Here is a 14,192-nt window from a genome sequence, read left to right on the forward strand (position 1 = left end):
ACCTCGCATCGCAAATAATTGTGGGGAACGATGACAGATCAAAGCCAGCGGGCGGCAGCGCCTGACCAACCCGTTATCGACATTGACAAGCTCAGCGAGATCGTCGCCGAGGCCGACACCGGTGGGCGCAAGCCGACCGGCCGCACCGCGAAGCTGATCCTCGGCGTATCGCTGGCATGGTCGCTGTTCCAGCTCTGGTATGCCTCGCCCCTTCCGTTCATGCTCAATTTTGGAGTTGTCAGCGACGGCATCGCCCGCTCCATTCATCTGGCCTTCGCCCTGTTTCTGGCGATGCTGACGTTTCCGGCCTTCAAGACCTCGTCGCGCAGCCGGGTGCCGCCGCCCGACTGGGTGCTAGGCATCGCCGGGGCGGCGTCCGCCCTCTATCTGTTGGTTTTTTACAGCGATATCGCCCATCGGCCGGGTCTTCCGACTACGGCTGACCTGGTCGTCTCGATCGCCGGCGTCCTCATCCTGCTCGAGGCCGCGCGTCGCGCCGTCGGGCCTGCTATCACCGTCATCGCGGCGATCATGCTGATCTATATCTTCGCCGGGCCTCACCTACCTGGCCTGCTCGGCCACAAGGGCGCGACGTTATCGCGCGCAGCCTCGCAGATGTGGCTGACGTCGGAGGGGGTCTTCGGTGTTGCCCTCGGTGTGTCCACCAATGTCGTCTTCATGTTCGTTCTGTTCGGAACATTGCTGGAGCGCGCCGGCGCCGGCGGCTTTTTCATCCAGCTTGCCTTCTCGCTGCTCGGCAAATACCGCGGCGGTCCGGCCAAGGCCGGTGTCGTGGCTTCCGGCCTGACCGGCATGATTTCTGGGTCGTCGATCGCCAATGTCGTGACCACCGGAACCTTCACCATCCCGCTGATGCGCCGGGTCGGATATTCTGCGGTGAAGGCGGGCGCCATCGAATGCGCGGCCGGCGTCAATGGTCAGCTGATGCCTCCGGTGATGGGCGCCGCCGCGTTCCTGATCGCGGAATATGTCGGCATCTCCTATGCCGAGGTGGTCAAGCATGCCTTCTATCCAGCGCTGCTGACCTACGGCTCGTTGTTCTACATCGTCGATATCGAGGCGATGAAGACGGGGATGAAGGGCCTGCCGTCACGCAGCACGCACTCCGCATTTCAGGGTGCGCTGCGTGGGCTGATGGGCATATGCGGCTTCATCGTCCTCGCAGGGCTTGTCTATTACGGCATTGGCTGGACGAAGATCGTTTTCGGCGCGGCCGCGACCTGGATGATCACTGCCGCGCTGATCGCCGTCTACATCGGCCTTGTCGCCTACCGTGCGCGCTATCCCGACCTGCCGCTGGAGGATCTGGAGGGCGAGATCGTAAGGATTCCGCATTTCGGCGAGACGGCGCGCACCGGCCTGCATTTTCTGCTGCCGGTGATCCTGCTGATCTGGTGCCTGATGGTGGAGGAGCTGTCGCCCGGCCTGTCGGCATTCTGGGGCGCTGTCGCCCTGATGGCGCTGATCGTGACGCAACGGCCGCTCACCGCCTTTTTCCGCAAGGACCGTGCGCTGGCACGGCATTGGCTTCGCGGTTTCGACGATCTGGTCGGTGGCCTGTCCGCCGCTGCACGGAACATGACGACGGTCGGCATTGCCACTGCGACGGCCGGCATCATCGTCGGCACGGTTCTGCTCACGGGCATCGGGCTGGTGATGACCGAGCTGGTCGAATTCATCTCGGGCGGCAGCTTCATCGTCATGCTCTTGTTCACCGCGGTGATCTGCATCATTCTCGGCATGGGCATGCCGACCACTGCAAGCTATGTCGTCGTCGCCACCTTGATGGCGCCGGTCATCGTCGATTTGGCGGCGCAGAACGATCTTGCCGTGCCGCTGGTCGCCGTCCATATGTTCGTTTTCTATTTCGGGCTGATGGCAGACGTGACGCCGCCAGTGGGGCTGGCGGCTTATGCTGCTGCGGCAATTTCCGGCGCCGATCCGGTGAAGACCGGGATTCAGGGTTTCAAATACGAGATCCGTACCGGCCTGCTGCCGTTCATCTTCATCTTCAACACCGGACTGCTGATGATCGATCTCGAAGGTCCGTTCGACTTCGTCGCGATGGTGGTGACGTCGACGCTGGCCATGGTCTCGTTTGTAGCAGCGACGCAGAATTGGATGCTCGTGCGCAACCGCTGGTACGAGACGATTGCGTTGCTGCTGGCCTGTTTCATCTTGTTCAGGCCGGGACTCTTGCTCGATCAGGTGAGCGAACCCTATCGGGCAGTGCCTGCCTCCGAACTCGGCCGTATCGTCGACGAGACAGCCGAGGGGGGCGCAGTTCGCTTGCGCCTGACGACACTGAACCTCAACGGCGATGAGATATCGAAGCTGGTGCGACTACAACTCGGGCCTGGAAATTCATCGGCCGAACGCCTGAAGGCCGCGGGCTTGGACGTCAGTGCGCTTGGCGATAACGTGACGGTCGGCGTGGTGCGACTGGGCAGCCAGGCGGCCAAATTCGGCCTGCAGCCGGGCGACGAAATCAATCAGGTGCTAGTCCCTGCGGAACGGCCGTCGCGCTATTGGTTCGCCATCCCGGCACTGCTGTTGCTCGGTCTCGTCGTCTGGGGTCAGAAGCGGCGAAGGCGGACGGTTGGTCTATAAGCGCCTTATGAGCGGAAGAGTCTTGGCCAGCATGTCGGTAACAAGAGAACCAAACGGCGCCCCGGAGCCGGCTACCGCGGAAAAGCGCACGACGACGCGCGACCGCCCCTTCGAACCCGTCGACTACGGGCTTTACGCGCTGACGGTCATCGCCTGGAGCGCATCGTGGTTCGCGATCGAACTTCAGGTCGGCAGCGGCGTATCGAACGAGGTCAATCTGGTCTGGCGCTTCGCCATCGCCACGCTGCTGATGTTTGCCTGGGCCGGTTTTTCCGGCGGGCGGCTCCGCTTTCCGATCACCGATCATCTGCGCTTTGCTGTGCTCGGCATCCTCATCTTCTCATCGAACTTCCTGTTTTTCTATTACGGCGCCGGCTATCTCGTCAGCGGATTGCTCTCGGTCGTCTTCTCGCTCGCCTCGGTCATCAACATGCTGCTCGGTGCCTTGGTCATCGGCGAGCGCCCGGCGCCGCGCATTCTCGCCGGCGGCGTTATTGGCTTCGCCGGCATAGCGCTGATGTTCTTTCCCGAAATTGCCGCGAACGGGCTTTCAGGCAGGACGTTGGTGGGCCTTCTGCTGTGCCTCTGTGGCACGCTGAGCTTCTGCGCCGGTAATCTCGTCTCCGTCGCAAACCAGCGCCGCGGCCTGCCGCTCGTTTCAACCAGCGCCTGGGGCATGCTCTACGGCACTCTGTGGTCGGCGTTCCTGGCCTTCCTGCTCGGTGAGCCGTTCGTGTTCGCGACGACCGCCTCTTATATCGGCTCGCTGGTCTTCCTCGCCGTCATATCGACGGTCATGGCTTTCGCCGCCTACCTGACGCTGCTCGGACGCATTGGCGGCGCCCGCGCCGGCTATGCGACCGTCATATTTCCCGTCTTTGCGCTTTTGATCTCCACGGCGCTGGAAGGCTATGCCTGGACCGCTTACGCGATCATCGGGCTCGTCCTCGTCGCCGCCGGGAACGTCCTGGTCATTCGCGGAGGACGGCGCTGACGCATGGAATGCCTGCCGAATGCCGCCGCCTTCCGGTGCGCGGGCCGCGGTTCTGTCGAGCTTGACTCTCTGCATGGTCTGTCTAAGCTTGCGGTCAATGGGTCAGACCAATGTACCAGGGGCGAGCCGGGGAGGGAACTAAACACGCATGCCGATCCAGGCCGTTGAACCACGCCGGCTATACCGACAGGTCGCCGATCAGCTCAGGCAACTGATCGATGCCGGCGAGTTTTCCGTCGGCGACCGTCTGCCGACCGAGCGGGATCTGGCCGACCAGCTCGGAATTTCCCGCCCGACGGTCCGTGAAGCGCTGATAGCGCTGGAGGTCGAAGGCCGCATACGCATCCGCGTCGGCTCGGGCATCTACGTCACCGATCCGCCGAGCGCCCCCGCCTCCGAACCCGAAATCGAGGAAGGCCCGTTCGAGCTGTTGCGCGCGCGCGAATTCGTCGAAGGCGCGATCGCCGCCGAAGCTGCTCTCCACGTCCGGCCTGCAGATATCGAACGGCTCGACGACGTGCTGCGCCGGATGGAGGCCATGCGTCACCCCAACAAGATGACCATTACGCTCGACCGGGAATTCCATACTGCAGTCGCCGGCATTCTCGAGAACGCGGTGCTGGTGCGCTTCATCGGCGAGCTCTTCGACCAGCGCATGAACCCGTACTTCGAACGCCTGTCGATCTATTTCGAGACCAACGATTCCTGGCAGATAGCGGCAAAGGAGCATCGTGCCGTGCGCGATGCGATTGCCGCGCGCGACCCCGAGCGGGCCAAGGCCGCCATGCAGCAGCATCTGCGCCAGTCGCAAATCAGATTCTCACGCAATTTCGATGAGAGAGCCGCAGCCAAGGAGGTTGCGGAATAGCAGTTGGCCGGGGGGAGATCCGGCCGTCAAATCCAACCAGGGAGGAATTAGATGCTGAGAAAATACGCAGTTCTGCTCGGTGCGATCGCCGCAATTGCCATACCCATGGCGTCGGCCTCGGCGGAAACGGTCCTGAAATGGGCACATGTCTACGAGACGACGGAGCCCTTCCACACCGAATCCGTGTGGGCGGCCGACGAGATCAAGAAGCGCACCCAGGGCCGCTACGCCATCGACGTCTATCCGGCCTCGCAGCTTGGCAAGGAAGCAGACATCAACCAGGGCCTGATGCTCGGCACCGTCGATATCATCATTTCCGGATCGAGCTTCGCAGCGCGCGAATATCCACCGATCGGCGTCACCTATTTCCCATACACTTTCCGCGATGCCGACCATCTGCTGAAATACACCAAGAGCGACGTCTACAAGGCCCTGACCAAGGGCTACGAGGACAAGACCGGCAATCACATCGCCGCCACCACCTATTATGGAACGCGGCAGACCACCTCGAACCGGCCGATCGCCAAGTGCTCCGACATGCAGGGCTTGAAGATGCGCGTCCCCGACGTGCCCGCCTATCTAGCCATGCCGCGTGCCTGCGGCGCCAACACCGCGCCGATTGCCTTCGCCGAGGTCTATCTCGCCCTGCAGAACGGCACGGTCGAGGCCCAGGAGAACCCGCTGACCACCATCGAGGCGAAGAAATTTTACGAGGTGCAGAAGAACATCGTGCTCACCGGCCATATCGTCGATCATCTCAACACCATCATATCGGCGTCGCGCTGGGCCTCGCTTTCCGACGAGGACAAGAAGATCTTCACCGAGGTGATGCAGGAGGCTGCCGCCCGCGCCACGGCGAAGATCGTCGCCCGCGAAAAGGAACTGGTGCAGGTATTCAAGGACCGCGGCATCAGCGTAACCGATGTCGACCGTGCCGACTTCGAGAAGAATGTGCTGGAGAAGGTCACCTTCGAGGAATTCGGCTACAACAAGGCCGATTGGGAAGCGATCCGCGCCATCAAATAGGGCATCGGGAAATCGGATGCTCAATCAAGAGGATAGGGCGGCAATCGGATTCGCCGCTTTAACCTGCCCATCCGTCCGGCTTGAAATTGTGCCGGACGGCCTTTCCAATCCTTGACGACCACCAGCTTCGGGAGCCCGCGCCAATGGCCGAGGAACACCACACCGAGATCACCGTCGAAGAGATCGCCCACGCCTTCGAGGAGGTGCCGGTACACGTCGACCTGTCGGACCACGGTATCGAGGACTGGATCACGCTTGCCGTGTTCTGGGGCATGGTCGTCTGTGTCTTCCTGCAGTTCTTCACCCGCTATGCGCTGAACAACAGCCTTGCCTGGACCGAGGAGATCGCCATCAACGCGCTCGTCGTCGTCGTTTTTCTCGGCGCCGCCATGTGCGTGCGCCTTTCGCGCCATATCCATGTCGATGTGCTTTACCACTATCTGCCGGAGCGCGTTGGCCGCTGGCTGGCGCTCGCCGTCGATATTATCCGCATTGCATTCTTCGCCTACGGAACATGGCTGATGTGGCGCTACGTCACGATCGTGGCGCATGAGCGCATGGTCACAGTCAACCTGCCGCGGCGCTGGTTCTTCTACGCCGTCTTGGCTGGCTTCGTGCTGATGCTTCTGCGCTCGATCCAGGTCTTCATCGGCAATTACAGGCGCGGCTATTCGGTGCTCGAGCGTCCCGGGGCGTTCGAGACGGCGGGGGTCTGAGCGATGCTGCTTCTGGTAGGGGGCTTTCTTGTCCTGATGCTCATCGGCGTGCCGGTCGCCGTTTCGATGGCGGCCGCCTCGATCCTTTACCTCGTCATCTACGGCGTGGCGCCCGATATCATTGCGGCCCAGCGCATGATCGCCGGGGTCGAGAGCTTTCCACTGCTCGCCGTTCCCTTCTTCATCCTGGCCGGCAACCTCATGAACATCGCCGGCGTCACCGGGCGCATCTATTCCTTTGCCCTTGCCCTGGTCGGCTGGATGAAGGGCGGCCTGGCGCAGGTCAACATCATCGGATCGGTGATCTTTTCCGGCATGTCGGGCACCGCGCTCGCCGACGCCGCCGGCATTGGCACGATCGAGATCAAGGCGATGAAGGACCACGGCTATCCTATCGACGCCGCGGTCGGCGTCACCGCCGCTTCCGCCACGCTCGGGCCGATCTTTCCGCCCTCGCTGCCCTTCGTCATCTACGGCATGATGGCCAATGTCTCGATCGGTGCGCTGTTCATGGCCGGCATCCTGCCCGGCGTGGTCATGACCGTGCTGATGATGATTACGGTTGCCATCTTTGCCTACAGTCGCGGCTGGGGTTCCGACACACCTTTCGAGCTTCGGCGGCTCGCCGAAGCAGCAGGCGAGGTGCTGGTGGTGGCTGCCTTTCCGATTGGCTGTTACGTGCTTGTGCAGCTTGGCCTGTCGATCAATATCGCGGTCGGCATCGCGCTGCTGGTGCTGGTCGCGGCGGACTGGTATTTCGACTTCTCCGCGGTCATGGCGCTGATGACGCCGGTCATCCTGATCGGCGGCATGACGATGGGCTGGTTCACGCCAACCGAAGCCGCGATGGCGGCTGTCATCTGGTCGCTTTTCCTCGGGCTGGTGCGCTACCGCACGATGACGCTGCGTTTGCTTGCCAAGGCCAGCTTCGACACGATCGAAACGACCGCCTCGGTGCTCTTCATCGTCACCGCCGCATCGATCTTCGCCTGGCTGCTCACCGTCAGCCAGGCAGCGCAGCTGTTTTCGAACTTCATTTTCGCGCTCACCGAAAACAAGTGGGTGTTCCTGATCCTGGTCAACATCCTGATGCTGGTGGTCGGCTGCTTCCTCGATACGATCGCCGCGATCACGATTCTGGTGCCGATCCTGCTGCCGGTTGCCGCCGTCTACGGCATCAACCCGGTGCATTTCGGGCTGATCATGACGCTCAACCTGATGATCGGGCTTTTGCACCCGCCGCTCGGCATGGTGCTGTTCGTGCTGTCACGTGTCGCCAAGCTTTCTGTCGAGCGCACCACCATGGCGATCCTGCCGTGGCTGGTGCCGCTTATCGTGGCGCTGCTTCTGATCACCTTCATACCCGCCATCACGCTCTGGCTGCCGACCGAGATGGGCTTGATCCGGTGAGCGGCCAGGTGGTTGCCGCGACGCTGTTCGGCCCGCAGGACCTGCGCGTCGTGGAGCGTCCGCTCGAACCGCTGGCGCCAGGCATGGTGCGGGTGCGCTTCGAGGCCGGGGGCATCTGCGGCTCCGACCTGCATTATTTCCGCCATGCCCGTACCGGCGATTTCGTGGTGACCTCGCCGCTTGTCCTCGGCCACGAAATCTCAGGCGAAATCGTCGAGATCAATGGCGCGGCACCCGGCCTGGGCGTCGGCGACCACGTCGCGGTCAATCCGTCGCGCTGGTGCGGGCATTGCGCGCGATGCCTGGAAGGCCGCGCCAATCTCTGCGAGAACATCTATTTCATGGGCTCGGCATCGAAGACGCCGCATATGCAGGGCGGTTTCGCCAGTCTGTTCGACGCCAAGCCCGCGCAATGTTTCAAGGTTCCATCTGATGTGGCCTACCAGGCGGCGGCGCTTGCCGAGCCGTTGGCGGTCAGCCTGCACGCCGTCGCGCGGGCGGGCGACATCAGGGGCCGCAACGTCATCCTGTTCGGTGCCGGCCCCATCGGTCTCTTGACCATGCTCGCGGCCAGGCTTGCCGGCTGCGCTGAACTGACCGTCGCCGACATCGCCGCCGCGCCGCTCGCCTTCGCCGGCAGGTTGGGTGCCGACAGGACGATCGACATTGCCAGCGGCGACGGCGAGCTCCAGGCGCTCGCCGCCGGCGGTTCGCTTGACGTGGCGTTCGAGATTTCAGGCACTGCCGCAGGCCTTGCCGCGGCAATCGCCAGCGTCCGGCGCGGCGGCACGGTGGTCCAGGTCGGCAATCTTCCCGGTGGCCAGATCCCGCTGCCCGCCAATGCGGTGATGGCCAAGGAGATCGACCTCAAAGGCACCTTCCGCTTCGGCAGCGAGTTCGGTCGCGCAGTCGACCTCATTGTGTCGCGGGAGGTGGACGTCCTGAAGCTGGTGACGGCGGAGCGCACGCTTTCCTCCGCCCCCGATGCGTTCCGACTTGCCGCCGACCGCACTCAGAGTGTCAAGGTCGTGCTGACCGCGGACTGATTGAGGATTCGCAACGTCCCTGTTTTTTACGAGCCCATTTGGCGCTTCACCGTGCAGGTACAAACAGAGGATGTGCGACGGACCGTGCCGGCTTCCCAGCATCAGGATAGAGCATACGCGTGTAACCATCATAAGCCGATGCCGCGCTTCTTTCCCAGGCTCCAATCCACGCCCCCCGTATCTGAGCACACGACCCCGGTAACTTGATTACCCAATCGCTTTTCGAGCGACGGCGACCAGGGCACCAGCTTGAATTCGAGTCCATTATCGATCATCGCGAGCCGGCCTGAAGCCAGCAAAAAACGCCGCCGGTAAATCCCAGCCACATGATTGCCGTTGGGAGCCTTCGTGAATGACAGGCCCGTCTCGGCGGCGATGCGGGCACCAAGCGATTCCACCTCATGATCGTGTAGTGTATCGATCAGATTGCGGGCAAGAATGACGCGCTGTCCCTCGCGCCTGGCCAGATCGCGGCTGACAAGGTGATCTACCCGATCTTGCAGTGCCTGTCCTACGTCCTTGCCAAAGCCGCCGTCACCGAATTCGGCGGGCTCGCGTGCAACGAGTTGGCGATCGAGCCAAGTCGCGCCGGAAGCATGGACCTGCTGTTCGATTGAGAGGTCGGAGCGGACGGCGAGCGTGACCCGGCCACCGCCATTTGCACTCGCATCGCGACACAACTCCACGACCGAGCCCGGGTCGGAATCTCCCGCCGCATCAGGATCATGGAAGCGAATGTGGTGCGTGCGTCCATCGATGCCATCGACGATGGCATAGGCCGCGCCGCGCCGTTCGTCATCAAGGCCGCGTTCGAGCAGTCGGCCGATCACGGGCGCATCAATTTTTTCGGCGGCCAGCACGTAGTCGGCTGTCCCCTTTTCTAGCCCATGCACGGTGAGACTGCGGTGCATGCGCTTGATGATGTCGCCGCGTTCACCGAGGGCGCGCAAAGTGGCCTCGGCCTCTTCGACCACCATCCATTGGCCGGGACGGATCTCGTTCGCGAGACCCAGGCGTTCCAGTTGCCGCAGCCGGCCGACTTTGAGCCCCAGGAACTGGTCGGGATGGCGATCAGGGTGTGGCGCGAGATCAATGATACCATGACGGTCGGCGTCACGAGCAAGCTGGCGATCGAGCTGCGTCCAGCGCTCAGTGTCGACTTGGTGCTCGATGGCCTGGCGGATGTCGAGGTCGGTGCGGAGCCCAAGCGTCTGGGTGAGAATGTCGCTCGCCCGATCGCGCATGCCCTGGCGGATGTAGTCGCGCGAGATGACAAGACTCTCGCCATCGTCGGCAACGCCGCGAACGAGGATGTGAACGTGCGGATGTTTGGTGTTCCAGTGATCGACGGCTACCCAGTCAAGCCTCGTGCCGAGGTCGCGCTCGATGTCGACCATCAGGTCACGAGTGAAGTTCTTGAGCTCGCCGAGCTCCATTGCGTCGTCCGGTGAAACGATGAAACGGAAGTGATGCCGATCGTCCTTGCAGCGATCGCAGAAGGCGTCATGATCTGCCTCTTTGGTGTCAGGGCCGAACATCCTCGCCTTCTCACCATCCCGTGTAACACCTTCGCGGCGAAGATATTTGAGATGGGTGGCGAGTGGCGCAGACCCTCTGAACTGCCGCACCACACGGGTCTTGACGACGGCGCCGCGTGAGCGGTCAGAGATGAGGCGACTGGCGCGGATGCTCGCTGATCTGCCGCGGCCAAACGTTGAAGCTCGCGGGGAGGTGATCCGACCCTCGCGTGTAAGGTGACCGCCGGCGCGCTGTGTGGCCGCAAGAGCCTGGAAGATGAAGGGTCGTGCGCGCTGGCCGGCGCGGGAGCGGATACGACCCGGGCGGACGCGAAAGCTATCGTCACGCGTCATGCTAGGCGGCCACGAGGTGCGGTTTCCATTGAAAGACTGAAAAAATGGGAATAGCGCACATCGCTGATTGTGGCAGCACATCGCGAAATGAGTCGAAAATTGTAAGGAAAACAATCGGCCGATCCGAGCCGCACCTCGCGGCCCTTTATCCTGCCACTCTCTCTGTCCTCATCTGCGGACAACCCTTCCGCCGCAATTTCCGCGACGGAACAGGCCGGAATGGAATTGAGGAGGAACGTGGCGATCATCGCGATATGACTAAAGAGGGCTGAGCGAATAGGCCGGAAACAGCGTGGTTCGATTGGAAATCGGTTTCACCCGGCCGTGGCTCGATCGCAGTCAGGTCCGCAACAGGATGGCCCATTGGCGACCGCATCGCGGACGAATGAATCGCCGCAAAGATCGTCTCGGCATAACCATTGCCATCCGATGCAGCGGCGTTCCGAATGTCATGGGGATGCGCAAAGATCGTTGCACGGAGTGAGCTGGCTCTGCCCCTTCTTTGCCGCGCGCGCCGCGGACTGAGAACTGCACCATCGAGCAGCGGCGCGAGTTTCCTGACGTAGTCGACCGTCTCGCGTGGCAGCGGCCGGCCGGTTGAGAGATGTTCCCTGTACCGACCAGGACCGGCATTGTAAGCGGCAAGAAAGCCGCTGCGCCCGAAGCTGTCGAGCATTTCGCGAAGATATGCTGCACCTGCAAGAATGTTGTCACGCGGTTGATAGGGATCGTCACCGAGACGGTATTTGATGCGCAGTTCTTCCCAGGTCGCCGGCATGATCTGCATCAAGCCCATTGCGCCCTTGCTTGAAAGCGCACGAACATCGCCGACGCTCTCAACATGCATGACGCCGCGCAGCAACCGCTCTGGAATGGCGAAGCGTTTTGACGCTTCCCGGATATGCCGCGACCACGGGCCTGCCGACAAGATCGTCGACTCGGAGTGCGCCGGCCGTTCACCAGCAGAGGAAGCCGCTGCAACAGTTTCGGGCGCCACGAAGCCGAGCATGACACATGCGGCAAACGTCGTCATGCCTCTGTGGGCTGCATCCCGCAGACCGCAGAACCGATGCGCCGCCAGCCTGCGACGGTGTTCGCTTCCGTTAAGGGCAGGGGCTCGCCGATCGAACCGGCTTTGCCAAAACTGTGATGAAATCTGCGTCCGGAGCCACAAGCAAGTGTCCGGCCCTCTGTGGGCTGCCTCGCGGGCGGTCGGGTCGAAGGGTTTAACCGGCGCCCAATGGATCAAAAGGATTGGCGAGAAAGATTCGTCGAAGGGCTCCAGAAGCATTTGTTCAGCCTCGCCCGTCGCGCTTCGATGATCGGTTCCAGTGCATGCTCCAGACGCTGTTCTCTGCATCGGACCGGAACAGCTTGGCGCGGATCGGCTGCGTAAAGGACGGGTCGTCAATTGAGACGGAGAGGTAATCCCCAGCCTTGTCTCCGGCGCGGTCCCAAGCCGCACCGACCGCCGTCCCTTCGCAATAGATCAGATGGTCGGGCGCGTTTTCGGTTTTGGATTTCTCGGCAGGCAGAATGGCAATCTTCGCCTCGATCGTTAGCGTGGAGAGATTGCCGAAGAAGCCGTCATCGTTGCGCGTGAATGTTCCGATCTGAGTCATTGCAGTGCTCCTTTCATGGGTGTTAGTGCACGTCGAACCGAGCCGTCACGGCTCGCTAGCAAGGGGATCGTTGGTGAATTCCAGCACCGGAGTGGTGGGCTCCGTGGTCCAGACGGGAAGCGCGCGGCCAACGATTGATGAGAGCGGGAGCGGGCCGAAATAGCGGCTGTCAAAACTGTCGGCTGCACCCGGGTTCATAAGGAAGACGTCCGCCTCGGCAATGTCGCGGCAGCCCTGCCAGATGGGCAGGGGTCGACCGCGACTGTCACGCTCGCGCGCATGTCCATACGTCTTGCCGTTGACGATGATCGTTGTGCCTTGGCGACAGACGGTTGCGCCCCCCAGTGCCAAAATACGCTTCAGGAGCGGCACATTTTTCGGCAGATACCCGCGTCTTGCCATGAAGGCCGCCAATGGCTCGGGCGGCATGATGACGGCGATATTGGCAATACCGATTTTGTCGGCCGGCTGGACGCGGTAGAGCCCGACGGGGATGCTCGCCGATGCGTTCCAGATGGACAGCGGCGGATGGCTAATCCATGCCGGCGCCGCGGCGAGCACTACGCCGCCAACCATCGTGGCGATGATCTTTGTGCGCTTGCTCATGACTCGATCCCGGGGCGCAGCAGGCAAGTTTTACGACGCTTGGCCGTGTATGGACTCGGCTGCTCGCGTGCGGCTATCCGGCTGTGGACATGCCGCCGTTTACGCAGCGACATGAAGATCAGGGTTTGCTGCTGTTTCGCCGCTACCAGGCGGCGCGGTTGCAATCTCCTGGCTTGCGCGTGGATGGTTTGCGACGCAGCCCAGACCAGGATGGCAGCGTTCCAAATCGTTGCCATGCCGTGCACACTTGCCGCCTCAACGCAGGTCGATTCTTCGCCCGCATGAGAGTGGATCGGTGTCAGGCGGCCGGATTTCACCATCGAGACGAGCTGCCAGGCCACAACGTCCCGCGTGCCGGGTGGAGGGAAGCCGGATGAGGGGACATGAGGCAGCGCAAATTGCTGCTGAACGGTCTCGCGATACGGCATTTCGGTGCGCCACAGATCAGGAGCTGCGGTCGCGCCTGCCGACATAGGCGGGCGCGCGGGCTGCATGGGGTTTTGCCGGCGGAACATAGGTCGCGTTGGCATCGCTGGTGGAGGTGCGTGCGCCCAGGTCTATCCAGGCGTGCAGGTCGTTGATGTCGTAGAGAACGCGCCCGCCGACCTTTCGGTATTTTGGGCCGGTGCCGTAGGTCCGGTGCTTTTCGAGTGTGCGGGCGCAGAGCCCGACGATGGGTGCTGCCTCCTTCGTGCGCAAATACTTTTGGGGCGCGTCCGCGGGACCCTTCGACATCGCTCGATCTCCATTCGGTTCTGCTGTCGTCCTGGCCTGCCGGGACGCGCGAAGTGGACCATGATCGAAATGAGGAAAGGCGAGGGAGGGCAAAGATGGGGGGGTGCGTTTTTGCTACCCCGAAGAAGGACTTCGGCGGCCGGACCTTTCGCTGCGGTTGTGGGGGTAGAAGAGAAGATCGCGATAGCCGCCGGCGACAAAAAAAGCTGCACGGCGTAAGATAGCTCGGACCTTGTGGCGGAGATGATGATCACGCCAATCTCGCGGCACAATCGGCTCTTGCGAAAACAGCACCTCCGCGAACTGACGATAGGTTGCACCCGTGCGTTGACCATCATGTGCGCGTAAATTGAGGATATGCCTGGTCTTGGTCTGTTGCGGCAGCGCGCCGTAAGATGGACTGGCTGCCCGGCCGTTCAGTGCGCGCCAGAACCGGCGCGCTGCATCGAGCCGCGTCTCGAATGCAGCGTCGAGCGGCAGAAGGATAGCGTTGAATTCACCGGCGCGGTCGTCAGCGACGAGATGACTTTTCCCAATTAAGGTAGACCAAATAATGTGAAGGCCTTCGTCCTGCGGCCAAACGCTGGCTCCGCCAAGGCTGGAAGGTTGAACTGTCTGGTGGGATGCAGGTACCCGCATGACCCGGAGCACGCGCGGCGAGGCCTGT

The 14,192-nt window shown here is 62.3% G+C and carries 14 protein-coding genes; 7 read left to right on the top strand and 7 right to left on the bottom strand.

Features of this window, described 5'->3' with window-relative positions; genetic code table 11:
- Positions 1–30 precede the first annotated feature (30 nt).
- The 7 genes from NKH91_RS12290 (at position 31) to NKH91_RS12320 (ending at position 8,691) form a co-directional block, all read left to right on the top strand.
- Positions 31–2,631, top strand: coding sequence for a TRAP transporter permease (locus NKH91_RS12290; protein WP_023717037.1), 2,601 nt, complete (start codon positions 31–33; stop codon positions 2,629–2,631).
- 31 nt (positions 2,632–2,662) lie between these two features.
- Complete coding sequence (locus tag NKH91_RS12295; RefSeq protein ID WP_023717038.1) at positions 2,663–3,625, top strand: DMT family transporter; 963 nt, start codon at positions 2,663–2,665, stop codon at positions 3,623–3,625.
- A 148-nt stretch (positions 3,626–3,773) separates the two neighbouring features.
- Entirely contained in the window at positions 3,774–4,493 is a 720-nt protein-coding gene (locus tag NKH91_RS12300; RefSeq protein WP_031193403.1) for a FadR/GntR family transcriptional regulator, read from the top strand.
- Positions 4,494–4,544: 51 nt separating this feature from the next.
- Complete coding sequence (locus tag NKH91_RS12305; protein ID WP_023717039.1) at positions 4,545–5,519, top strand: sialic acid TRAP transporter substrate-binding protein SiaP; 975 nt, start codon at positions 4,545–4,547, stop codon at positions 5,517–5,519.
- 143 nt (positions 5,520–5,662) lie between these two features.
- Complete coding sequence (locus NKH91_RS12310; protein ID WP_023717040.1) at positions 5,663–6,235, top strand: TRAP transporter small permease; 573 nt, start codon at positions 5,663–5,665, stop codon at positions 6,233–6,235.
- Positions 6,236–6,238: 3 nt separating this feature from the next.
- The gene (locus NKH91_RS12315) at positions 6,239–7,645 is read left to right on the top strand and encodes a TRAP transporter large permease (RefSeq protein WP_352483860.1); all 1,407 of its coding nucleotides are present in this window, start codon (positions 6,239–6,241) and stop codon (positions 7,643–7,645) included.
- Positions 7,642–8,691, top strand: coding sequence for an L-idonate 5-dehydrogenase (locus tag NKH91_RS12320; RefSeq protein WP_352483861.1), 1,050 nt, complete (start codon positions 7,642–7,644; stop codon positions 8,689–8,691). The genes NKH91_RS12315 and NKH91_RS12320 overlap by 4 nt, the downstream gene beginning before the upstream one ends.
- 128 nt (positions 8,692–8,819) lie before the next feature.
- On the opposite strand, the gene NKH91_RS12325 is transcribed toward NKH91_RS12320, so the two are convergent.
- The 7 genes from NKH91_RS12325 to NKH91_RS12355 form a co-directional block, all read right to left on the bottom strand.
- Positions 8,820–10,562 carry a relaxase/mobilization nuclease domain-containing protein gene (locus NKH91_RS12325; protein WP_023717043.1) on the bottom strand — a complete coding sequence of 581 codons (1,743 nt, stop codon included), beginning with the start codon at positions 10,560–10,562 and terminating at the stop codon, positions 8,820–8,822.
- A gap of 244 nt (positions 10,563–10,806) precedes the next feature.
- Positions 10,807–11,571 carry a lytic transglycosylase domain-containing protein gene (locus NKH91_RS12330; RefSeq protein WP_352494350.1) on the bottom strand — a complete coding sequence of 255 codons (765 nt, stop codon included), beginning with the start codon at positions 11,569–11,571 and terminating at the stop codon, positions 10,807–10,809.
- Positions 11,572–11,857: 286 nt separating this feature from the next.
- Positions 11,858–12,184 carry a DUF736 domain-containing protein gene (locus tag NKH91_RS12335; RefSeq protein ID WP_023717045.1) on the bottom strand — a complete coding sequence of 109 codons (327 nt, stop codon included), beginning with the start codon at positions 12,182–12,184 and terminating at the stop codon, positions 11,858–11,860.
- Between the two features lie 45 nt (positions 12,185–12,229).
- A complete protein-coding gene (locus NKH91_RS12340; protein WP_023717046.1) occupies positions 12,230–12,790 on the bottom strand; it encodes a S26 family signal peptidase in 561 nt (186 codons plus the stop codon).
- On the bottom strand, positions 12,787–13,218 hold the full coding sequence (locus NKH91_RS12345) for a replication initiator protein A (RefSeq protein ID WP_352884938.1): 432 nt from the start codon (positions 13,216–13,218) through the stop codon (positions 12,787–12,789). The genes NKH91_RS12340 and NKH91_RS12345 overlap by 4 nt, the downstream gene beginning before the upstream one ends.
- A gap of 16 nt (positions 13,219–13,234) precedes the next feature.
- Positions 13,235–13,525, bottom strand: coding sequence for a helix-turn-helix transcriptional regulator (locus NKH91_RS12350; RefSeq protein ID WP_023717048.1), 291 nt, complete (start codon positions 13,523–13,525; stop codon positions 13,235–13,237).
- Between the two features lie 114 nt (positions 13,526–13,639).
- A complete protein-coding gene (locus NKH91_RS12355) occupies positions 13,640–14,164 on the bottom strand; it encodes a DUF2285 domain-containing protein (RefSeq protein WP_352884963.1) in 525 nt (174 codons plus the stop codon).
- Between the last annotated feature and the right edge of the window lie 28 nt (positions 14,165–14,192).

Origin of the sequence: Mesorhizobium sp. M0894 (assembly GCF_040319725.1) — a bacterium.
Lineage (GTDB): Bacteria > Pseudomonadota > Alphaproteobacteria > Rhizobiales > Rhizobiaceae > Mesorhizobium.